The following is a 21725-nucleotide window of genomic DNA, read 5'->3' as shown; positions in this document are numbered from 1 at the left end:
CAAGCTGCACATCGCCCCGCCCGCCGTCCCATCTGGCGCGAAATTCCAAAGGAGTGGCCCATGCTTGATGCTGCCGAAAGCTATGTGACCGAGGATGGCCGCACCATTGGCGGCGTGGTCATGGAGATGAAGAACATCACCCTGCGGTTTGGCGGCGTGGTGGCGATCAAGGATATCTCTTTTGACATCCGCGAAGGGGAAATCCGGGCGATCATCGGCCCGAACGGTGCTGGGAAATCCTCTATGCTGAACGTGATTTCGGGTTTTTACGTGCCGCAAGAAGGCGAGGTCTGGTTTCACGGGGCCAAACGCCCCCCGATGAAACCCTATGAGGTGGCCCGGCAGGGGATTGCGCGCACGTTCCAGAATATCGCGCTGTTTGACGGGATGAGCGTGCTCGACAACGTGATGACCGGCCGGTTGAACTACATGAAGGCGGGCATGTTCCAGCAGGCCTTCTGGAAGGGCCGCGCTGAGAAAGAAGAGGTCGAAAACCGCGAGGTCGTGGAAAAGATCATCGATTTCCTTGAAATTCAGGCGATCCGCAAAACGCCCGTCGCGCGCCTCCCCTACGGTCTGAAGAAACGCGTCGAACTGGCCCGCGCACTGGCGGCAGAGCCGAAGCTGTTGCTGCTGGATGAGCCGATGGCCGGCATGAATGTCGAGGAAAAGGAGGACATGTCCCGCTTTATTCTCGATGTGAACGACGAGTTTGGCACCACCATTGCCCTCATTGAGCACGACATGGGCGTGGTCATGGACCTGTCTGATCGGGTGGTGGTGATGGACTACGGCAAGAAGATTGGCGATGGCACACCGGATGAGGTGCGCAACAACCAGGACGTCATCGACGCTTATCTGGGGGTGTCCCATGACTGATTTCGCCTGCGCAACAGCAATGAACAAGGAGGCGGACCATGCCTGATCAACTGATCTTTGCCATGGAGGTGACGCTGAACGGGCTGATGGCCGGGGTGCTTTATGCGCTGGTCGCGCTGGGCTTCGTCCTGATCTACAAGGCCTCTGGCATCTTCAACTACGCCCAAGGCGTGATGGCGCTGTTTGCGGCCATGACGCTGGTGGGGATCATGCAGGGGCAGGTGCCGTTTTCGCATGTGATCAACGCGGTCTTTGGCGGCCATATCACCCATTTTGGCTGGACGGTTCCCTCATTCGTGGCAATCCTGATGACGGTCGCGGTGATGGTTCTGTTGGCATGGCTGGTGCAGGTCCTCGTGATGAAACACCTCGTGGGGCAAGAGCCGATCATCCTCTTTATGGCCACCATCGGGCTTTCCTATTTCCTAGAAGGTGTGGCGGATCTGATGTGGGGGTCCGAGATCAAGACGCTTGATGTGGGCCTGCCACAAGGGATCAACCTCTGGATTGACGAGACAACCTTTGGGATCTTCGGCTACGGTTTCTTTATCGACAATCTCGATATCGTGGCGACGGTCATCGCAGCGCTTCTTGTCACGGGCCTCGTGTTGTTCAGCCAATACACCAAGCAAGGCCGGGCCATGCGTGCGGTGGCGGATGATCACCAGGCGGCGCTGTCGGTGGGGATTTCGCTGAACTTCATCTGGGTGCTGGTCTGGTCGGTTGCGGGATTTGTCGCGCTGGTTGCCGGCATCATGTGGGGCACAAAATCGGGCGTGCAGTTCTCGCTGTCGCTGATCGCGCTCAAAGCCCTGCCAGTGCTGATGCTGGGTGGTTTCACCTCGATCCCCGGGGCGATTGTGGGCGGGCTGATCATCGGTGTGGGCGAGAAACTCTTTGAGTTCCTCATCGGCCCGATGGTGGGCGGTGCCACCGAGAACTGGTTTGCCTATGTGCTGGCGCTGATTTTCCTCGTGTTCCGCCCACAGGGCCTCTTTGGCGAGAAGATCATTGAACGGGTTTGAGGCGCATATCCTCCCCCCCTCCGGCGGTGCGCAGACTCAGTTCTGCATCCGCTGGAAGGCGGCGATGACCACGGCGGCGAAGACCGTGACCGCGAGCGTCAATGCGATGGTGATATCCCCGATGAGCCGTCCGATGAGGAAGGTCATCAAGCCTGCGGCGCAGAGCCCCACAAGGATGAGCCCCCAGAAGAACGACATGTCATGGCTCTCGGCGGGGTCCGACTGCGGAGCCACCATCGGTGCAGTGCGGCGCGTGGAAGACGGGGCGGCCGGGCGGGGCTGTGGACGCGCCGCTTTCCCTGCCGCGGACCTGCGCGCGCGCGGTCCGGCGGGTTCCACCTCGGCATCTTCGACCATCGACAAAAGCTTTGACCGGGCATCGGCATATTGCGCGTCGGTCAGATCACCTCGTTTCCGTGCAGCATCCAGCTGCCGGAGTCTCTCCAGCATTACGGTCATGTCACCCACTCACTTTTCCCACGCGCAACGTGCGAGGCAGATTGGGGCAAAATGTGGCGAAACGCGGAAATCTGACGAAATGGTTAACGGGGAGGCCCTGTCATGAGCAAGCTGATCGCAGTGCTGAACGTCGTTGCGTGGTCCGGATTCTGGGCCTTTGGCTACCTTGCGCTGACGGGCGAGGGCTACACGACCGGGCAGATCACCGTCGCGACTCTATTGGCGGCGCTGGGGCTGTTCGGGGGCCTTTTCGCCTATCTGAAACTGGTGCGGATCTCGGAGCGGACGGGCTACGCCAAACCCTCCAACCGGATGACCCGCGCACAGCGGGACGCGGCGCAGTCCAACTGGGGAGAGGTCTGATGCAGCACGATAAATTCAAAGAAGGGAGCCTCTGAGCCATGTTCTACCGTGAAGCCGGGGATTTCAAACTCTCCTATGTCGAGGACAGTCAGACCTTTCCGATCAAATTCGACCGCTACCGCTATTATGCGGTGCTGGCCGTGGCCTTTGGTGTGGTGCCGTTTCTGGTCAATGACTACTGGGTCAATGCGATCCTGTTGCCGTTCCTGATCTACGCGATCGCGGCGATCGGGCTGAACATCCTTGTTGGTTACTGCGGGCAGGTCTCGCTGGGCACCGGGGGGTTCATGGCTGTGGGCGCTTATGCTTGCTACAAGCTGATGACGGCCTTCCCCGAGGTGTCCATGTTCATCCACGTCTTGCTGGCGGGGGGAATCACGGCGCTGGTCTGTGTGCTGTTTGGCTTGCCCAGTTTGCGCATCAAGGGCTTTTACCTCGCGGTGGCAACCCTGGCGGCTCAGTTCTTTCTGGTCTGGCTCTTCAACCGGGTGCCTTGGTTCTACAACTACTCGGCCTCTGGCCAGATCAACGCACCGGAACGGGACGTGTTTGGCATCATCATCACCGGCCCCAATGCACCGGCCTGGGCGACCTATATGTTCTGCCTGATTTTCCTGACGTTCTGCGCCATCGTGGCCCGCAACCTGACGCGGGGCACCCAAGGGCGCACATGGATGGCGATCCGCGACATGGACATTGCGGCTGAAATCATCGGCGTGAACCCCCTGAAGGCAAAAATGACAGCCTTTGCAGTCTCGGGCTTTTTTGTCGGCATCTCCGGGGCGCTGTTCTTCTCGGTCTATCTCGGCGCGGTCGAGGTCGGTGAGGCCTTTGGCATCAACAAGTCGTTCCTTGTGCTGTTCATGGTGATCATCGGCGGGCTGGGATCGATCTTTGGCTCCTTTGCGGGCGCTGCATTTCTGGTGCTGCTGCCGGTGATCCTCAAGGTCGTGGGCGTCGACTGGCTGGGCTGGCCCACGGATATCGTGGCGCATTTCCAGCTGGTGATTGTCGGCGGGCTGATCATCACGTTCCTGATCCTGGAGCCGCACGGCCTTGCGCAGCTCTGGCGTGTCGCCAAGGAAAAACTGCGGCTCTGGCCCTTCCCGCACTAGCGCGGCGGACCAAACGATATTCGCCGGGGGCGGCAAGAGGAGGTCGGCCCCGAACTACAAAAACATCGGAAAAATTCAGGGAGGATGACACCCGATGAAACTGAAACTGACAAGCGTAGCGCTGAGTGCGCTGATTGCCGCAAGCCCGGCCATGGCCGATCTGGTATTCCCGGATCTCAGCTACCGCACCGGCCCCTATGCCGCAGGCGGCATTCCGTTCTCCGACGGTTACAACGACTATTTCACCCTGGTGAACGAGCGTGACGGGGGCATCGGTGGCGTCAAGGCCCGCGTGATCGAATGCGAGACCGGCTATAACACCGAAAAAGGTGTGGAATGCTATGAATCCACCAAGGGCGAAGGCGCGCTGATCTATCAACCGCTCTCCACCGGGATCACCTACCAGCTGATCCCAAAGGTGACCGCAGACGGTATTCCGCTTCATACCATGGGCTACGGCCGGACCTCCGCCGCCAATGGCAAGGTGTTCTCGAACGTCTTCAACTACCCGGCGAACTACTGGGATGGGGCCTCGGGCGTGATCAACTACCTGCTCGAAGAAAATGGGGGCGACCTGAACGGCAAGAAGATCGCGCTGGTCTATCACAACTCCGCCTACGGCAAGGAGCCGATCCGCACGTTGGAGGAGCTTTCCGAAAAGCACGGGTTCGAGCTGAGCCTGCTGCCGGTGGACCATCCGGGTCAGGAGCAAAAGTCTCAGTGGCTTCAGATCCGCCGGGACCGTCCCGATAATGTCGTGATGTGGGGCTGGGGCGTGATGAACCAGGTGGCGATCCAGGAAGCCGCCAACATCCGCTTCCCGATGGAAAACTTCATTGGCGTGTGGTGGTCCGGTGCCGAACATGACGTGATGCCGGCCGGCGACAAGGCGGATGGCTACAAGGCCGTGACCTTCCACAACGTCGGTCGCGACTTCCCGATCTTTGACGACATCCAGACGCATGTCGTGGACAAGGGGCTCGCGGCGGGTGCAGGCGATCAGATCGGCAATGTGCTCTATAACCGTGGCATGTATGCGGCGATGCTCGCCGTGGAGGCGGCCAAAACCGCTCAGGAGATCCACGGCACGGCCGAGATCGACGCCTCGATGATGCGTGACGGGATGGAAGCGCTGTCGATCACGGCTGACAAGATGAACGCCCTTGGCATGCCGAACTTTGGCCCGTCCTTTGACGTCAGCTGTGAAAACCACGGCGGCCCCGGGCTTGTCGGTGTGACCCAGTGGGATGCGGAGAGCCAGACCTGGTCGCTGATCTCCGGGTTCAATCCCACGGATTCCGAGGTGATCGGTGAGCTGATCGAAGAGGATTCCGCCGCCTATGCTGCGGAAAACAACATCGAGGAACGCTGCAACTAAGCGCAAACCCACGCCGGCCCATGGGTCGGCGTGGACCTCAGAACTCATTGGGTGCGGCGCAGGGCTGCCGTACCCGTTTCGTCCCCACCGGACACTGACGAAGGGAATAGGCTTTCGAGATGCTGGACGCGGCCAACACCACAGACGTGCAGGCGGAGACCCTGCTCGAGGTCAACAATATCGAGGTGATCTACAATCACGTGATCCTCGTGCTGAAGGGCGTGAGCCTGAATGTTCCCAAGGGCGGGATTACCGCATTGTTGGGGGGCAACGGCGCGGGCAAGACCACGACGCTGAAGGCGATCTCCAACCTGCTGCATTCGGAACGCGGCGAGGTGACCAAAGGATCGGTGCGCTATCGCGGCGCTGACGTGCATGAACAGGACCCGGCCGAGCTGGTGAAGAAGGGCGTCATCCAGGTGATGGAAGGCCGCCATTGCTTTGAGCACCTGACGGTCGAAGAGAACCTGCTCACCGGGGCCTATACCCGTGGTGACAGCAGCGCCAAGATCCAGGAGGATCTGGAGCTGGTCTACACCTATTTTCCGCGCCTCAAGGAGCGCCGCAAGAGCCAGGCGGGCTACACCTCGGGTGGGGAGCAGCAGATGGTGGCCATGGGCCGCGCGCTGATGAGCCGCCCGGAGACGATCCTGCTGGATGAGCCCTCGATGGGGCTGGCGCCGCAGCTGGTGGAGCAGATCTTTGAGATCGTGAAGTCGATCAATGAGAACGAGGGCGTGACCTTCCTGCTGGCGGAACAGAACACCAACGTGGCGCTGCGCTATGCCCACTACGGGTACATTCTGGAATCTGGGCGGGTGGTGATGGACGGCCCGGCGGCAGAGCTGCGTGAAAACCCGGATGTGAAGGAATTCTACCTCGGCATGTCCGAAGATGGCCGCAAGAGTTTCCGCGATGTGCGTTCCTATCGCCGTCGTAAAAGGTGGTTGAGCTAAGGCGGGGAGGGACGACATGACCTATTTTGATACATTGGAAACCCGCAGCGCCGATGAACGCGCGGCTGATCTGGCGACGCTCCTGCCGGAACAGATCGCCCGTGCCAAATCCGCGCCCGGCTTTGCCGCCCTGCTCGCGGATGTAGACCCGGCAAAGATCACATCGGTGGAGGCGCTGGCATCATTGCCGGTGCTGCGCAAAGCGGATTTGAGCGCGGCGCAGGCCGCACAGCCCCCCTTTGGTGGGTTTACCGTCAAGCCTGCACATGGGTTTGCCCATATCTTTCAATCCCCGGGGCCGATTTATGAACCCGGTGGCGTCGATCACGACTGGTGGCGCATGGGGCGTTTCCTGCATGCGGCGGGCGTCGGGCCGGGCGATGTGGTGCAGAACTGCTTTGGCTATCACCTGACCCCGGCTGGGATGATCTTTGAAAATGGCGCCCGGACCGTGGGGGCTGCGGTTCTGCCTGCTGGCACCGGCCAGACCGAACTGCAGGTCACGGCGGCGCGCGATGTTGGGGCGACGACCTATGCCGGAACGCCCGATTACCTCAAGGTGATCCTGGACAAGGCCGAGGCCATGGGCGTCGAGCTGGGCTTCACAAAGGCGGCGGTTGGCGGCGGCGCGTTGTTCCCGAGCCTGCGTCAGGACTATGCGGATCGCGGCATTTCCTGCCTGCAATGCTATGCCACGGCGGATCTGGGCAATATCGCCTATGAGAGCGCCGCGATGGAGGGCATGATCGTCGATGAGCAGGTGATCGTCGAAATCGTCACCCCCGGCACCGGCACCCCGGTTGCACCGGGCGAGGTGGGCGAAGTTGTGGTCACGACGCTGAACCGGGATTACCCGCTGATCCGTTTTGCCACCGGCGATATGAGCGCAGTCCTGCCCGGTCAAAGCCCCTGTGGCCGCACCAATATGCGCATCAAGGGCTGGATGGGCCGCGCGGACCAGACCACCAAGATCAAGGGGATGTTTGTGCGCCCCGAACAGGTGGCCGCGCTGGTCGACAAACACGACGAGATCCTCAAAGCCCGTGTTGTCGCGTCGCGCAGTGGCGAAATGGACGTCATGACCGTGCGGATCGAGGCCGATGGCGGCGATGAGATCACCTTTGCCCGCTCGGTCGTGGACCTGCTCAAACTGAGGGGGACCGTGGATATTGTCGCGCCGGGCACGCTGCCCAAGGATGGTCTGGTGATCGAGGATCAGCGCAGCTACGATTGACCTGTTCCTGCCAAAACATGGAATAACAGGGCCGCCGCTGTCGACATACCGTCGCAGCGGCGGTTTCGTGCTGTCATTTCCGACAAAAATGCTTGAAACCGGGGCGACACAGTTCATAAGCAGGACGAATGACGCAAGCGAGCCAGACTCAGATGCCCGTGCCCCGCCGCAGCATCTCCGCACGTAGCAAGGGCACTCGCGGCTTTGCCGTTCTGGCCTGGGGCGTGGCTCTGGCCTGTCTGTTGCCGATGGTTGCGGTGGCGATCGCCGCCTTTACCGGCGGAATCGACACGATCTCCCATCTCGCCGAAACCGTTTTGCCGCGTTATGCGCGCACGACGGTGTATCTCGTGCTGCTGGTGTCGATCGGCACCTTCTCCATCGGGGTGGGGGCGGCCTGGCTGGTCACCATGACGCGGTTTCCGGGGGTGCGCTTCTTCGAGGTGGCGCTGGTGCTGCCGCTGGCCTTTCCGGCCTATGTGCTTGCCTATGGCTACACCTTTTTGCTCGACCATCCCGGGATCGTGCAATCGACCCTGCGGGATGTGACAGGCTGGGGGCCGCGTGACTACTGGTTCCCCGAGATCCGGTCGCTGGGGGGCGCGGCCTTGATGCTGGTGCTGGTGCTCTATCCTTATGTTTACCTGCTGGCGCGCGCGGCCTTCTTGCAGCAGAGCGCCAGTGCATTTCTGGCGGCGCGGGCGCTGGGACACAGCTCCTGGCGCGCGTTCTGGCGGGTGAGCCTGCCGATGGCGCGCCCTGCCGTGGCCTCCGGCGTGTTGCTGGCGGTGATGGAGACGATTGCGGACTACGGGACCGTTGCCTATTTCGGCGTGCAGACCTTTGCCACGGGCATCTATACAAGCTGGTTCTCGCTTGGGGATCGCGCGGGCGCGGCGCAGCTTGCGCTGTGCTTGCTGGGGTTTGCCCTGCTGCTGGCGGTGGCGGAACGCTCCAGTCGCGGCAGAGCGCGCTATCACCACGCCGGCAAGCAGCAGGCCACGATGGGGCCGGCGCGCCTCAGTGGCGTGACGTCCTGCTTTGCCCTGCTCCTTTGTGCCCTGCCGGTGATATTTGGCTTTCTGGTGCCGTTGGTCAGCCTGACGCTGATGGGATTGCAGTCAGAACAGGACCTGTTCAGCCGGCGCTACATCGGATTTGTCAGCAATTCCCTCACCCTGGCGACCACAGCCGCGCTGATCACGCTGGTGGCGGCCATTGGTCTCGGGTTTTATCAGCGGCTGCGGCCGGGGCGGCCGTCGAGCATGGCGGCCTATTTCTCGCGGCTGGGCTATGCTGTGCCCGGCGGCGTGATCGCCGTGGGGCTGATGGTGCCCTTTGCGGCGTTCGACAATGCGCTGGACGCCTGGATGCAGGCCAGTTTCGGGATCCGGACGGGCCTGCTGGTCACCGGGTCGATCTGGTTGCTGGTGCTGGCCTATGTGGTGCGCTTCATGGCCGCTGCGCTCGGGGCCTATGAGGGCGGGCAGGCAACGGTCCATGCCAATATGGATGCCGCCGCCAGATCGCTGGGACAAAGCCCGCTGGGCATGTTGCGCAGGATTCACCTGCCGATCCTGACGCCGAGCCTGCTGACCGCGCTGCTGATCGTTTTTGTCGATGTGATGAAAGAGCTGCCCGCGACGCTGATCATGCGGCCGTTCAATTTCGATACGCTGGCCGTGCAGGCGCATCGACTCGCCGCGGATGAGCGGCTGGAAGGGGCCGCGGTCCCGTCCCTGGCCATCATGGCGGTGGGTCTGCTGCCGGTGATCCTGATTTGTCGTCAGGTCGGGCGCAGGCGATAGCGCGCGACAGCTGCTGCGAGTCCTGCCGGCGCTAGGCGCTACACCACCAGGCTTCGATCTGGTCGCGGCTGATCCGGTTCTCCGGTCCCAAGGCAACCAGCAGCGTTTCGTCCGCATCGCACCGCCGTGCTTCGACATGGCGACCGACGATATGCAGCTCATAGGCGCCGCCGGAGGTCAGGACAAACCCTTTCATCCGATACAGCCCTTCCGGCCGGTCCGCGAGCTTGTCACCGAGCTGGCGGCGGTCAAGGACCTGACGGCTGCGGTGTTGCCAGCTGACATATCCGGGATGGGGCGCGGGGGCAGCGCTGCGGGGCAGGGGGGTAACGTCGAACAACAGGCGGGACAGCGGCATGTCGCTGAGCCGGGTGGGCGCGCGGGCGCCGAGGGCGCGCAACTTGTCCTGCACCTGATCATCCGATCCGTCCGGCAGTTTGCTGATCAGCACGATATCCGCCGCGCGGATTTGCTGAGTCACTTGAGGTTCCAGAAGCGGGTCGGACAACAAATCTTCGATGTTGGTCCCGTCCACCACTGTCACGATACCCGCATAGCTCAGTCGGCTGTCCGCGAGCAGTGCATTGGCAATCGCCACCGGCTCTGCGATTCCGCTGGCTTCGATCAGGATATGGTCCGGAGTTCCGCCGCGCGACAGGAGGTCGTTCACACTCATCAGGAGATCATCGCCAAGCGTGCAGCAGACACAGCCATTCGTCAGAGCGAGACTGTCGATCTCGGTCTCTTTGATCAGGGCGGCATCGATATTGATGCTGCCGAAATCATTGACCAACACCGCGAGACGCAGGCCGTGGTCCTCTCCCAACAGGGAGTTGATCAGCGTGGTCTTGCCCGCGCCGAGATATCCACTGACAATCGTGACAGGAACGCGCATCAGGGTTTGCCCCCGCACGTCAGGTGCATCGTAATCGGCATACCGACCGACCTCCCCATTTCAGATTGTGCAAGCTCTATGCCTTGCTTGGCGCGACTCTATAGGGGCTGTGATCCATCCGGTCCAGACCAACATTACCCGCGGGCAGAGGGCAGAGTATGAGAAACGGCGCTAGGCGCTGATTTATCGCGATAAATATTCGAAAAAAATATTGTGTTCCGGTGTGATCCGGGTGGATTTGCCGGGGTCAGGCGCCTGAGCGCAGCATCTCGCGTGGGAGTGACGGGGCGAATCCCGGACCGTCGACGCATAAAAAAGGCGCAGCCCGTTGGATACGGGCTGCGCCGGATGGCAGGGCGGATAACGCCAAAACCCGAGGCTGGATTATTTCCAGCCAGCCTCGTTAAAGATCTTCTGGGCAGTGGGAATGTTGGTCGCAACCTCGGACAGGTTCACGTCATCGGCCTTGAACGCACCGAGCTTGGCAACATTCTCCGCCAGCGCCACTCCGGGCACGGTCGGGAATTCATCGTTGCCGTTGGAGAAGTACTTCTGCGCCTGGTCGGATGCGAGATACTCCAGAAACTTGATCGCGTTGTCGCGGTTGGGGGCATGGGCTGCAACACCGGCACCGGACAGATTCATATGAGCACCTTCAGCGTCCTGCGCGGGGAAGACCCATCCGATCTTGTCGATATCGCCCGAGACGCCCTTGACGTCTTTGCGCAGGGCGCGGGCAAAGTAGTAGCTGTTGGACACGGCGATTTCGCATTCACCGGAAACCAATCCGCGCAATTGATCGGTGTCACCGCCCTGCGGGCTGCGCGCCATGTTGGAGACCACGCCTTCGGCCCAGTCCTTGGCGGCTTCCTCGCCATGGTTTGTCACGATCGCCGCAAGCAGCGTCTGGTTGTAGGTATTGGTCGACGACCGGATGCAGACCTTGCCCTCGTAGGCCGGGTCGGCAAGGTCGAGATAAGTGGCAGGCGGGGTGTCGAGCGAATCCTTGGCGTAGAAGATGATCCGCGCTCGCTGGGAAAACCCGAACCATTGATTGTCGACGTCCTGCAGATTGGACGGAATCTTCTCTTCCAGCACATCGCTGTCGATGGATTGCAGAATGCCGGCGTTCTTGGCGCGTGCCAGACGAGAGGTATCAACGGTGATCAGCACGTCGGCGGGGGAATTCGCGCCCTCTGCTTCCATGCGGGCGATCAACTCGTCCGCCTTACCCTCAATCCGGTTGATGGTGATTCCGGTGGCGTCCTCGAACTCGCTGTAGAGCCGTTCGTCCGTATCGTAGTGGCGCGATGAATAGAGGTTCACCACACCATCGGCGATCGCAGTGGTCGCGAGGCAGCTGGCGGCAAGTGTGGCAAAGATATTGATTCTCATGAGCTTCCATCCCTTTGACTGTCGCTTGGGCACGGACGATCTGGCCGCGCTCCAAAATCCAAGTTCTTTAGTCAATTACTACACTGAGGCCCAAATGTAAGGGGTAACTGATTAATTCTGTCGGAAAAGTTATGAGCAGGCTGAGGGCAGGTGACGTCACCACCTTTTCGGCGATCTGACGGCAGGCGACGGATGAGGACCTACGGGAGGGCGCAGGGGCAAAAAAAGAGGCCGGAAAAACAAAAAACCGCATCAAAAGATGCGGTTCTTCGGAGCCTCGTGAAAGGCGTCTTGTGCGTTAGGCTCAGCCCTGGCGCGCTTTGAACTTGCGCTGCGTCTTGTTGATGACGTAAACGCGGCCCTTGCGACGCACAACCCGGCAGTCACGGTGCCGGTTCTTCAGCGAGCGGAGCGAGTTCTTGACCTTCATGGCCTCTCTCCTTTTCTGCGGCGCGAACCAGCGCCTGGGTTAGCGGGGCGTCCTGGACCGAGGTCCAAAACAGCGAAATCATGGTGGGCGGTACAAGGATCGAACTTGTGACCCCTTCGATGTCAACGAAGTGCTCTACCGCTGAGCTAACCGCCCATGATGCCAACGTCAAATCGACATGAACACGCTGTTCAGCGCGTCGATCCGCGTCGGTGAAGGGGTCTATAAAAGGAGTCGATTGTGGGCGCAAGAGCTTTTGCCACAGAAATATAAACTCTATGCTGTGATTATCAGGCGGGAAAGCGGAGCTGGTATGTCAGGACAGGCATATTCTATCGAAATGCCCCAGGTGTGGCGATCACCTGTGGTCGTCGCGTCGCCGCACAGCGGTGCATTCTACCCCGATTCTTTTGTGAAACAGTCGATTCTGGATGCAAAACGCCTGCGCAGCAGCGAGGATGCCTTTGTGGACCGGCTGTTCGCGGCCGCGCCGCAGCTGGGCATGCCGATGCTGACGGCAACCTTGCCGCGGGCCTTTGTGGATCTCAACAGGTCGTGCGAAGAGCTTGATCCGGCGTTGATCGAGGGCGTCACCCGACGTGGCCAGAACCCGCGTGTTGCCTCCGGGCTGGGGGTGATTCCCCGCGTCGTTGCCAACGGGCGGACGATCTATCGCGGCAAAATCCCCCTGGCCGAAGCCCGGGCGCGGATTGATGACTACTGGTACCCTTATCACTGCGCCTTGCAGCGGTTGCTTGATTCCTCTCATGCCCGGTTTGGCGAAACGATTCTGGTGGATTGCCATTCCATGCCGCATGAGGCGGTGGAGGGGATCTCTGCAAAACCGTCGAAGCGGCCCGAAGTCGTCCTGGGGGATCGGTTCGGGGCCGCTGCGGACGGCTGGGTCATCGATGCGGTGGAGGCGGCCTTTTCCCGCGCGGGGTTCCGGGTGGCGCGCAATTCGCCCTTTGCCGGGGCGTATATTACCCAGACCTATGGGCGCCCCTCGCGCCGGCAGCATGCGATCCAGGTCGAAATCGATCGCTCGCTCTATATGGACGAGGTCGCCATCGTGCCCAATGCCCGCTTTGCGCAGGTGCGGGCCCAGTTGACGCAGGCCATTCGAGACCTGTCTGCGCTGGGATCAGAAGAGCGGCCCCTGGCAGCAGAGTGAAGGCATCGCATCCACGACGCTAGCGCAGAGCGCGCCCCTTGAGAATCGCATCCTTCCCGAAGCGTTTGCGGATTTCATCCGCTGCGCGCTCGGCGGTTGCACGTTTTCCGGCGTCCGGATCCAGCAGATCCGCTGTGAGGTCTGCCTGTGACTCGGGCACCAGATCGCTGATGCCACAGCCAAGAAGTCGGAAGGGACCCTGCGAAATGGTCTGGTCCAAAAGTCCGCGCGCGGTGCGATAGATCAGATCGGCGATTTGCGTCGGGCTGTGTAGAGAGTGTCGCCGCGTCAGGGTGGAATGATTGGCGCGTTTGAGCTTCAGCGTTACCACCCGGCCCGCAAGCCCCTTGGCCTTGGCGCGATCAGAGACCTGCTCGGCCAGACGCCAGAGATGTCCATCGAGCACATCAAGATGCATCGTATCCTCAAAGAAGGTGGTTTCCTTTGATATGGACTTTACCGGCGTGCGCGCGGAGACTTTGCGCCGGTCTTCACCGCGGGCCAGGTGCCAGAGCCGATCCCCCATGCTGCCGAATCTGTCATGCAGGTCGCGACGGTCCCATCGCAGCAGGTCGGAAAAGGCGCGGATGCCAGCTCTGTCCAGCGCGGCCTGTGCCGCGGGGCCAATGCCCCAGATCAGGCGCACCGGTTTATCATGCAGGAAGGTGGCTGTTTCCGCCTTGCCGATCACAGAGAACCCCCGGGGCTTGTCGAGATCGGAGGCGACCTTTGCGAGGAACTTGTTGTGGCTGAGGCCGATGGAGCCGGTAACGCCCAGCTCATCCTTCATCCGTTTGACAAGCCGGGCCAGCATGACAGCCGGGGGCGCGCCATGCAGCCGCTCCGTTCCGGACAGGTCCATAAAGGCTTCGTCCAGCGACAAGGGTTCCACCTCGGGCGTCAGCTCATCCATCATCGCGCGAATGGCGCGACTGGTTTGGGCATAGACCTCCATCCTGGGTTTGATAACGACGGCATCGGGGCACAGCTGCAAGGCCTGAAACATCGGCATGGCGGAGCGCACACCGCGAATGCGCGCGACGTAACAGGCGGTGGAGACAACGCCACGATGCCCGCCGCCAATGATGACCGGTTTGTCCGCCAGCTCCGGGTTGTCGCGTTTTTCGACGCTGGCGTAGAACGCGTCGCAATCCATATGGGCGATGGACAGGCTGAACAGCTCCTCATGTTCCGTAACACGCGGACTGCGGCAGGCCGGGCAACGCCGATGCCCCGGGCGCCTGGAAACGGCGGAGAAGCTGTGCAGGCAGTCGCGGCAGAGGGCTGGCATGGCGTGCTCGACAAAAGCGCAGAAACAGGGTGTGCGCCGCGCCCGATCCGGGTAGCGTGTTGCCGGAACAGGCAGAGTGCGGCCGCGCAGGAACAGGATATACCATGACCTTCAAGGGAGCGAAACTGGCGCTGTTTCTGGGGCCGGAGCTGCTTGTGATCCTGCGCGATGACAAGGTGGACATCCCGTTCCCGGGCCATTGGGATCTGCCGGGCGGCGGTCGCGAGGCCAGCGAGTCCCCTGCCGAATGCGCACTGCGCGAAACCGCCGAGGAGGTTGGCCTGCATCTGTCCGAAGCCGACCTTGGCTATCGTCGGTGCTATCCGCGACCGGATGGCGACAGCTGGTTCTTTGCCGCGCATATCGCGGTGCGCAGAGTGGATGAGGTGCAGCTTGGGGATGAGGGGCAGCGGTGGGCGCTGATGTCCCCGCAGGTCTACTGCGCGCATCCCTTGGGCATACCGCAGTTCAAGCAGCGTCTGCGCGATTACCTGGAGCCGAATGATGCGCTGCGCTGAACCGGGGCGCGGCGGTGCCAGAATTGCCCTTTTGAAAGAAAGGCCCCCGCACAGTGGCGGGGGAAGGTGACGTTTCTCAGGAAGAGGTAAACGTCAGGGGAGTGTCTCATCCCCAGAATCGCCCATGAGGGCCTGTTTGGCAAAGCTTCTCCGGGCGGGTGCCCCCATTTCGCCGTGTCGGCTGTGCTTTCCGGGTCACGGCTCAGGAATTCATTTTTTGAAATTTATCGCCGAGGGCGCCTGAATTCCCGTTTGATCTCCAAAGCTTGGCTTTCCGTTACACGGTGGTTTTACGGTGCCACACAAGGATCGCGCGTTTGGCACCGCATTGCCTGCTTTTTAGGCAGGGCTTGTCGCGGGAGAGGCCATCCCCCAGGATCGCGACCTGTGGCTGGCCGCGGTTCCATACTAGTTGGGGGATTTTGCTTGCGGGCTGTTCATCTCCCGCAGGATGTCTTCGGCGGCGGCGCGGGGCGCGCTGGCCTGCCAGATCGGCCGACCAACTACGATGTGGTCGACGCCGGATGCCAGGGCCTGCGCCGGTGTGGTGACGCGTTTCTGATCGCCCAGATCGGCCCCCACCGGGCGCACCCCCGGGGTCACGATCAATTTGCCTTCGGCTTCGGGCAGGGCGCGGATCAGGGCAGCTTCTTGCGGGCTTGCGATGACGCCATCTGCGCCGGCGGCCAGTGCATTGCCCGCGCGTTCCTGCACCAGATCCTTGATCTCGCCAGGCTTGATCAGAGCGCCATCAAGGTCCTCGCGATCGAGCGAGGTCAGAATGGTCACGGCAAGGATTTTCAGGTCCTTGCCTGCGGCCCCTTCCTTGGCGGCGCGCACGACGTAGGGATCGCCATGCACGGTCAGGAAATCGAGATCGAACTGTGCCAGGCCATGCACGGCGTTCTCCACCGTCGCGCCGATGTCAAACAGCTTCATGTCGAGGAAGATCTTCTTGCCGTGTTCCTGCTTCAGCTCGTTTGCCAGCGCCAGACCGCCCCCGGTCAGCATGCCCAGCCCGATCTTGTAGAAGGAAACAGCGTCGCCAAGCTGCTCGGCCAGCTTCAGCCCGGCAATCGCATTGGGCACGTCCATGGCAACGATCAGACGGTCATCGGCAGCGGGGGTGGTCATTGGCATCTCTCCGGTCTGGGCTGGGTTGCGCCTTCCTACTGCCTGTGGCCCCTGTGGAAAAGGGCGTATGCGGGATTTTTGCCCGGCTTGATCGTTGTCAAGGTTCGTCAACCTTTGGCATGGTAGGCAAGTACTTGAAGATGGGGCGCGAATGCCCACATCTTTGATCGAGGCCCACACCGATCCTGTGCCGCCAAGCGGGCGGGGTCATGCGCGGGGCGCTTATGAAGAGGAGAAGAAGATGGACTTGAACAAGTTCACTGAACGGGCGCGTGGCTTTGTCCAGGCCGCCCAGACCATCGCATTGCGCGAGGGTCACCAACGGCTGACGCCGGAACATATTCTCAAGGCACTGCTGGACGACGACCAGGGCATGGCGGCGAACCTGATCACCCATGCGGGTGGTAATATGGCGCGTGTCAGCGAGGCCGTGGAAACGGCCATTGGCAAGTTGCCGAAGGTCTCAGGCGACGCCGGCCAGATCTATCTGGATGGGCAGACCGCCAAGGTGCTGGATGAGGCGACCAAGGTTGCCGAGAAGGCCGGCGACAGCTTTGTGCCGGTCGAACGCCTGCTGACTGCACTGGCACTGGTGAAATCCAAGGCGAAGGATGCGTTGGACGCCGGTGGTGTGTCTGCGCAAAAGCTGAATGAGGCGATCAACGATGTGCGCAAGGGCCGCACGGCGGATACCGCGAATGCCGAAGACACCTATGAGGCGCTGAAGAAATACACGCTCGACCTGACGGAGCGCGCCCGCGAAGGCAAGATCGACCCGATTATTGGCCGCGACGACGAAATCCGCCGCGCCATGCAGGTGCTGTCGCGTCGAACCAAGAACAACCCCGTCATGATTGGTGAGCCGGGCGTAGGGAAAACCGCGATTGCCGAGGGCATGGCTCTGCGCATCGTGAACGGCGACGTGCCCGAGAGCCTCAAGGACAAACGCCTGCTGGCGCTCGACATGGGCGCGCTCATTGCGGGTGCGAAGTATCGCGGCGAGTTTGAGGAACGTCTCAAGGGGATTCTCAACGAAGTCACCGATGCGGCGGGTGAAATCATCCTGTTCATCGACGAGATGCACACGCTTGTGGGCGCGGGCAAATCCGATGGCGCGATGGATGCGGCAAACCTCATCAAACCGGCGCTGGCGCGGGGAGAGTTGCACTGTATCGGTGCGACCACGCTCGACGAATACCGCAAGTACGTGGAAAAGGATGCCGCCCTAGCGCGCCGTTTCCAGCCCGTGATGGTGACCGAGCCAACGGTGGAGGACACGATCTCCATCCTGCGTGGCATCAAGGAAAAATACGAGCTGCACCACGGTGTGCGCATCGCGGATGCGGCGCTGGTATCTGCGGCGACACTGTCGAACCGCTACATCACCGACCGTTTCCTGCCCGACAAGGCGATCGACCTCGTGGATGAGGCCGCATCGCGTCTGCGCATGGAGGTGGACTCCAAGCCCGAAGAGTTGGACGCGCTTGATCGCCAGATCCTGCAAATGCAGATCGAGGAAGAGGCGCTGAAGCTGGAGGATGATGCGGCGTCGAAGGACCGTCTGGATCATCTCCAGAAGGAACTGGCGGATCTGCAGGAGCGCTCCAGCGAGATGACGGCGCAATGGCAGGCCGAACGCGACAAGCTCGCCTCGGCGCGTGACTTGAAGGAGCAGCTCGACAAGGCGCGGGCGGAACTGGACATCGCCAAGCGCGAAGGCAACCTCGCAAAGGCGGGTGAGCTCTCTTATGGCGTCATTCCGGGGTTGGAAAAGCAGCTCTCGGAAGCGGAACAGAAAGAAGAGCAGGGCCTGATGGTCGAGGAAGCGGTGCGGCCAGAACAGATCGCAGCCGTGGTTGAGCGCTGGACCGGTATTCCCACCTCCAAGATGCTGGAGGGCGAGCGTGAGAAGCTCTTGCGTATGGAAGACGGTCTGCACAAGCGCGTCATCGGCCAGAACGCCGCCGTAACGGCTGTGGCAAATGCGGTGCGCCGGGCGCGCGCGGGGCTCAATGATGAGAACCGTCCGCTGGGGTCGTTCCTGTTCCTCGGGCCGACCGGCGTGGGGAAAACCGAGCTCACCAAGGCCGTCGCCGAGTTCCTCTTTGACGATGACAGCGCCATGGTGCGCATCGATATGTCGGAGTTCATGGAGAAACACGCCGTCGCGCGTCTGATCGGCGCCCCACCGGGTTATGTCGGCTACGACGAAGGCGGCGTGCTGACCGAGGCCGTGCGGCGCAGACCCTATCAGGTGGTGCTGTTCGACGAGGTCGAGAAGGCGCATCCAGATGTGTTCAACGTGCTCTTGCAGGTGCTGGACGACGGCATGCTGACCGATGGTCAGGGTCGGACCGTGGATTTCAAGCAGACGCTGATTATTCTGACGTCGAACCTCGGTGCACAGGCGTTGAGCCAGTTGCCCGATGGTGCCGATGCAGCGGATGCCAAGCGTGACGTGATGGACGCTGTGCGGGCGCATTTCCGGCCCGAGTTCCTGAACCGTCTCGATGAGACCGTAATCTTTGACCGTCTGGGGCGGCAGGACATGGGCGGTATCGTCGAAATCCAGCTTGGGCGTCTGACCAAGCGCCTGGCGCAGCGCAAGATCACGCTGGAGCTGGATGACGGTGCCAAGACATGGCTCGCGGATGAGGGCTATGACCCTGTGTTTGGTGCGCGGCCGCTCAAGCGCGTGATCCAGCGTGCCTTGCAGAACCCGCTGGCCGAGGCCTTGTTGGCCGGAGACATCAAGGATGGTGAGACCGTTCCTGTTTCCGCGGGCGCTGAGGGTTTGGTGATCGGGGATCGTGTCGGCAGCTCTGACCGGCCGAGACCGGATGATGCCGTGGTGCATTGATCGCCCTTATGGAATCATCATGGGTCGCCCTGCGGGGCGGCCCTTTTTTGCAAATGAGAGTTCTCGTGATCGGCGGTGCGGCAAACGTCATCCGCCTGTCATGGATCAACATGTTATAGCTGAGTGCAGCCAGGTCCGCATGGGCCGCGCAATTTGAGTACGGAAAGGACGTGTGATGGGTTTTGCGATGAATGCGGTGTCGATCCTCGCGGTGGTGTTTATCTGGTTGATCGGCGTCGTTGCGCTCGTGGGGCTGGCAATGTTCGTCGCCGATCGCATCCAGACGCAGGATGCCATTCGGCGCAACTATCCGGTCCTTGGGCGCTTTCGCCATCTGTTCAGCACTTTGGGAGAGTTCTTCCGTCAGTACTTCTTTGCGATGGACCGTGAGGAGTTGCCCTTCAACCGGGCGCAGCGAGAATGGATTGCGCGCGCCTGTGCCGGGGTGACAAATACGGTTGCCTTCGGCTCCACCCGCAACACATCCGTGCCGGGCACGCCGATCTTTGTGAACGCGCCCTTTCCGCCGCTGGACGATCAATCCGCCTCGACCGAGCCGATGCTGATCGGCCCCACCGCGCGCGTCCCCTATAATGCACCATCGTTCTTCAATATCTCGGGCATGAGCTACGGGGCCTTGTCACGTCCGGCTGTGACGGCCCTCAGTCGTGGCGCGCGCGAGGCAGGTGTCTGGCTCAATACGGGCGAGGGTGGCCTCAGCCCGTTTCACCTTGATGGGGGTTGCGACATTGTTTTTCAGATCGGCACCGCCAAATACGGGGTCCGCGATGCGGCGGGCAATCTCAGCGATACGCGCCTGAAGGACATCGCCGAGATCCCGCAGGTGAGGATGTTTGAACTGAAGCTCGCGCAGGGCGCCAAACCCGGCAAGGGCGGCATCCTGCCTGCGGCCAAGGTCAATGCCGAGATTGCCGAAATTCGTGGCATCACCGAGGGCGAAGCGAGCATTTCTCCCAACCGCCACCTTGATATCGAGAGTTATGACGAACTCTTGGATATGGTGGCGAGGGTCCGTGAGATCACGGGCAAACCCGTCGGCATCAAAACCGTCGCAGGCTCCGAAGTCGCCCTGCGCGAGATGTTCCTGAACTTTGCCGCACGTCCCGATGATGTGCCGGATTTCATCACCATCGACGGTGGCGAAGGTGGCACCGGGGCGGCGCCCATGCCGCTGATCGATCTTGTGGGCATGTCCGTGCGCGAGGCGCTGCCGATGGTGTGCAATCTGCGTGATGAGTATGGTTTCAAGGACCGCATTCGCCTCATCTCCAGCGGCAAGCTGGTCAATCCGGGCGATGTGGCCTGGGCGCTGGCGGCGGGGGCGGATTTTGTGACCTCTGCACGGGGCTTCATGTTCTCTTTGGGCTGCATTCAGGCGCTCAAATGCAATCGCAACACCTGCCCGACCGGCATCACCACCCACGACCCGCGCTTTCAGCAGGGGCTTGTGGTTGAGGATAAATTCCAGAAAGTCGCCCGCTATGCCCGCGAGGTGATTCACGAGGTGGAGACCATCGCCCATTCGGTCGGTGTGGATGAGCCGCGCAAGATGCGCCGCCGTCACATGCGCATCGTGCAGGAGGATGGCTCCTCGCGGCCGATGAATGAGATCCTGCCAAGTTACAGTGCTGTCGCGGAGATGTGAGAGGATATGTTTTTGCTCTGAGGCCTTGGGGCGTTACCTCATGGGGCAACCCGACTTGAAGGAGCGCACAAATGGCCCACCGCTGGCAGAACGACCTGACCCACAGCGACATCACGCCCGAACCCCTGTTCTGGAACCGGCGCAAGATCCTCGCCGGGCTTGGCGGTGTGGGACTTGGCAGTATTGGGGCAGGGCTTGCTCAGGCCGAGACGGAGAGCCTTGATCCCAACACATGGGAAGAGGTCACCACCTATTGCAACTTCTATGAGTTCGGCACGGGCAAGACCGATCCCGCCACATATGCAGGCCAGATGACGACGTCCCCCTGGGAGGTCGAGATCGACGGTATGGTCGAGAACCCCGGCACCTATGGGTTTGAACAGATCCTGTCGGAAATGACGCTGGAAGAACGGATCTATCGGTTCCGCTGTGTCGAGGCGTGGTCGATGGTGATCCCATGGCAGGGGTTTGAGCTGGCCGACCTGCTGAATGTGGCCGGTGTGCAGGAGGGCGCGAAATACGTCGCCTTTGAAACGCTCCTGCGTCCGGATGAAATGCCGGGCACCCGCTACCCGGTTCTGGATTGGCCCTACCGCGAGGGCTTGCGGCTCGATGAGGCGATGCATCCGCTGACCCTGATGGCGACGGGGATCTTCGGAAAGCCGCTGCCGAACCAGAACGGCGCTCCGCTTCGTCTGGTGGTGCCGTGGAAGTATGGCTTCAAGTCGATCAAATCGGTGGTGAAGATCACCCTCACCGATCAAGAGCCGCCCACCAGCTGGAACATGGCCAATGCACGCGAATACGGTTTTTACAGCAATGTGAACCCGGAGGTGGATCACCCGCGTTGGAGCCAGGCCACAGAGCGTCGCATCGGGGGCGGGTTGTTCTCGCGCCGTCAGCCGACGCTGATGTTCAATGGCTACGATCAGGAAGTCGCCTCCCTCTATGAAGGTCTGGATCTGACAAAGAACTTCTGATGGATCTTGCGACACTGAATTCCGCTCTGCGCCGGGTGCCGTCGTGGCTCATATATATATGTGGGCTGGCCCCGGCGGTCTGGCTGTTCTGGCAGGGCCTCACGGGTGGGCTTGGCGTGGAGCCGATCAAGGCGCTGGAGCATCGTTACGGCGAGTTGGCGCTTC

20 protein-coding genes and 1 tRNA gene (1 of these 21 cut by a window edge) are annotated in these 21725 nt (G+C 61.4%); 14 read left to right on the top strand and 7 right to left on the bottom strand.

The annotated features are described in order from the left end of the window. Positions 1-60 precede the first annotated feature (60 nt). Positions 61-879 carry an ABC transporter ATP-binding protein gene (locus tag ACXAF5_RS18620; protein ID WP_005659446.1) on the top strand — a complete coding sequence of 273 codons (819 nt, stop codon included), beginning with the start codon at positions 61-63 and terminating at the stop codon, positions 877-879. Positions 880-917: 38 nt separating this feature from the next. After that, complete coding sequence (locus tag ACXAF5_RS18615; protein WP_474947707.1) at positions 918-1904, top strand: branched-chain amino acid ABC transporter permease; 987 nt, start codon at positions 918-920, stop codon at positions 1902-1904. A gap of 36 nt (positions 1905-1940) precedes the next feature. Here the strand turns inward: ACXAF5_RS18615 and ACXAF5_RS18610 are convergent, their stop codons facing one another. Then, the gene (locus ACXAF5_RS18610; protein WP_474947706.1) at positions 1941-2363 is read right to left on the bottom strand and encodes an SHOCT domain-containing protein; all 423 of its coding nucleotides are present in this window, start codon (positions 2361-2363) and stop codon (positions 1941-1943) included. Between the two features lie 102 nt (positions 2364-2465). Between ACXAF5_RS18610 and ACXAF5_RS18605 the strand changes: the two genes are divergently transcribed. The 6 genes from ACXAF5_RS18605 (at position 2466) to ACXAF5_RS18580 (ending at position 9217) form a co-directional block, all read left to right on the top strand. Further along, complete coding sequence (locus ACXAF5_RS18605) at positions 2466-2726, top strand: hypothetical protein (RefSeq protein WP_239368150.1); 261 nt, start codon at positions 2466-2468, stop codon at positions 2724-2726. 38 nt (positions 2727-2764) lie between these two features. Next, complete coding sequence (locus tag ACXAF5_RS18600) at positions 2765-3841, top strand: branched-chain amino acid ABC transporter permease (RefSeq protein ID WP_239324424.1); 1077 nt, start codon at positions 2765-2767, stop codon at positions 3839-3841. Positions 3842-3935: 94 nt separating this feature from the next. Next, entirely contained in the window at positions 3936-5219 is a 1284-nt protein-coding gene (locus ACXAF5_RS18595) for an ABC transporter substrate-binding protein (protein ID WP_239324414.1), read from the top strand. A gap of 119 nt (positions 5220-5338) precedes the next feature. Next, on the top strand, positions 5339-6175 hold the full coding sequence (locus ACXAF5_RS18590; protein ID WP_239324412.1) for an ABC transporter ATP-binding protein: 837 nt from the start codon (positions 5339-5341) through the stop codon (positions 6173-6175). A gap of 16 nt (positions 6176-6191) precedes the next feature. Beyond that, on the top strand, positions 6192-7409 hold the full coding sequence (locus ACXAF5_RS18585) for a phenylacetate--CoA ligase family protein (protein WP_474947705.1): 1218 nt from the start codon (positions 6192-6194) through the stop codon (positions 7407-7409). Between the two features lie 152 nt (positions 7410-7561). Next, entirely contained in the window at positions 7562-9217 is a 1656-nt protein-coding gene (locus tag ACXAF5_RS18580) for an ABC transporter permease (protein WP_239324637.1), read from the top strand. A gap of 31 nt (positions 9218-9248) precedes the next feature. Here ACXAF5_RS18580 and ACXAF5_RS18575 read toward each other — a convergent pair whose 3' ends face one another. The 4 genes from ACXAF5_RS18575 to ACXAF5_RS18560 all read right to left on the bottom strand — a co-directional run bounded on the left by ACXAF5_RS18575 (position 9249) and on the right by ACXAF5_RS18560 (position 12093). Then, complete coding sequence (locus ACXAF5_RS18575; RefSeq protein ID WP_474947704.1) at positions 9249-10112, bottom strand: CobW family GTP-binding protein; 864 nt, start codon at positions 10110-10112, stop codon at positions 9249-9251. 384 nt (positions 10113-10496) lie between these two features. Then, complete coding sequence (locus ACXAF5_RS18570) at positions 10497-11507, bottom strand: extracellular solute-binding protein (RefSeq protein WP_474947703.1); 1011 nt, start codon at positions 11505-11507, stop codon at positions 10497-10499. Between the two features lie 304 nt (positions 11508-11811). Continuing rightward, positions 11812-11937: a type B 50S ribosomal protein L36 gene (gene ykgO, locus ACXAF5_RS18565; RefSeq protein WP_005648635.1), complete on the bottom strand. Its 126-nt coding sequence runs from the start codon at positions 11935-11937 to the stop codon at positions 11812-11814. A gap of 81 nt (positions 11938-12018) precedes the next feature. Next, positions 12019-12093: transfer RNA gene (locus ACXAF5_RS18560), tRNA-Val, on the bottom strand. Between the two features lie 157 nt (positions 12094-12250). On the opposite strand from ACXAF5_RS18560, the gene ACXAF5_RS18555 reads away from it, so the two are divergent. Continuing rightward, a complete protein-coding gene (locus ACXAF5_RS18555) occupies positions 12251-13111 on the top strand; it encodes an N-formylglutamate amidohydrolase (RefSeq protein ID WP_474947702.1) in 861 nt (286 codons plus the stop codon). Between the two features lie 19 nt (positions 13112-13130). Here the strand turns inward: ACXAF5_RS18555 and ACXAF5_RS18550 are convergent, their stop codons facing one another. Further along, the gene (locus ACXAF5_RS18550) at positions 13131-14402 is read right to left on the bottom strand and encodes a DNA polymerase IV (RefSeq protein ID WP_474947701.1); all 1272 of its coding nucleotides are present in this window, start codon (positions 14400-14402) and stop codon (positions 13131-13133) included. A gap of 104 nt (positions 14403-14506) precedes the next feature. On the opposite strand from ACXAF5_RS18550, the gene ACXAF5_RS18545 reads away from it, so the two are divergent. After that, the gene (locus ACXAF5_RS18545) at positions 14507-14920 is read left to right on the top strand and encodes an NUDIX hydrolase (RefSeq protein ID WP_474947700.1); all 414 of its coding nucleotides are present in this window, start codon (positions 14507-14509) and stop codon (positions 14918-14920) included. A gap of 408 nt (positions 14921-15328) precedes the next feature. Here the strand turns inward: ACXAF5_RS18545 and pyrF are convergent, their stop codons facing one another. Continuing rightward, positions 15329-16054: an orotidine-5'-phosphate decarboxylase gene (pyrF, locus tag ACXAF5_RS18540; RefSeq protein WP_239324398.1), complete on the bottom strand. Its 726-nt coding sequence runs from the start codon at positions 16052-16054 to the stop codon at positions 15329-15331. Between the two features lie 241 nt (positions 16055-16295). On the opposite strand from pyrF, the gene clpB reads away from it, so the two are divergent. From clpB to msrQ, 4 genes are all read left to right on the top strand, one after another. Beyond that, positions 16296-18914, top strand: coding sequence for an ATP-dependent chaperone ClpB (gene clpB, locus ACXAF5_RS18535; protein ID WP_474947699.1), 2619 nt, complete (start codon positions 16296-16298; stop codon positions 18912-18914). A gap of 175 nt (positions 18915-19089) precedes the next feature. Beyond that, positions 19090-20580, top strand: coding sequence for an FMN-binding glutamate synthase family protein (locus tag ACXAF5_RS18530; RefSeq protein WP_474947698.1), 1491 nt, complete (start codon positions 19090-19092; stop codon positions 20578-20580). Positions 20581-20651: 71 nt separating this feature from the next. Further along, positions 20652-21560: a protein-methionine-sulfoxide reductase catalytic subunit MsrP gene (gene msrP, locus ACXAF5_RS18525; RefSeq protein ID WP_474947697.1), complete on the top strand. Its 909-nt coding sequence runs from the start codon at positions 20652-20654 to the stop codon at positions 21558-21560. Continuing rightward, on the top strand, positions 21560-21725 hold the 5' portion of the coding sequence (gene msrQ, locus ACXAF5_RS18520; protein WP_216012631.1) for a protein-methionine-sulfoxide reductase heme-binding subunit MsrQ. Its footprint extends 434 nt past the window's final position; the window shows 166 of its 600 coding nt (coding positions 1-166); its start codon is at positions 21560-21562; its stop codon lies beyond the right edge, outside the window. The genes msrP and msrQ overlap by 1 nt, the downstream gene beginning before the upstream one ends.

It is taken from the genome of Epibacterium sp. ABV4_022 (assembly GCF_056159345.1).
The sequence above is the reverse complement of the archived record's forward strand: the minus strand, read 5'-3'. Positions and strand labels throughout refer to the sequence as shown.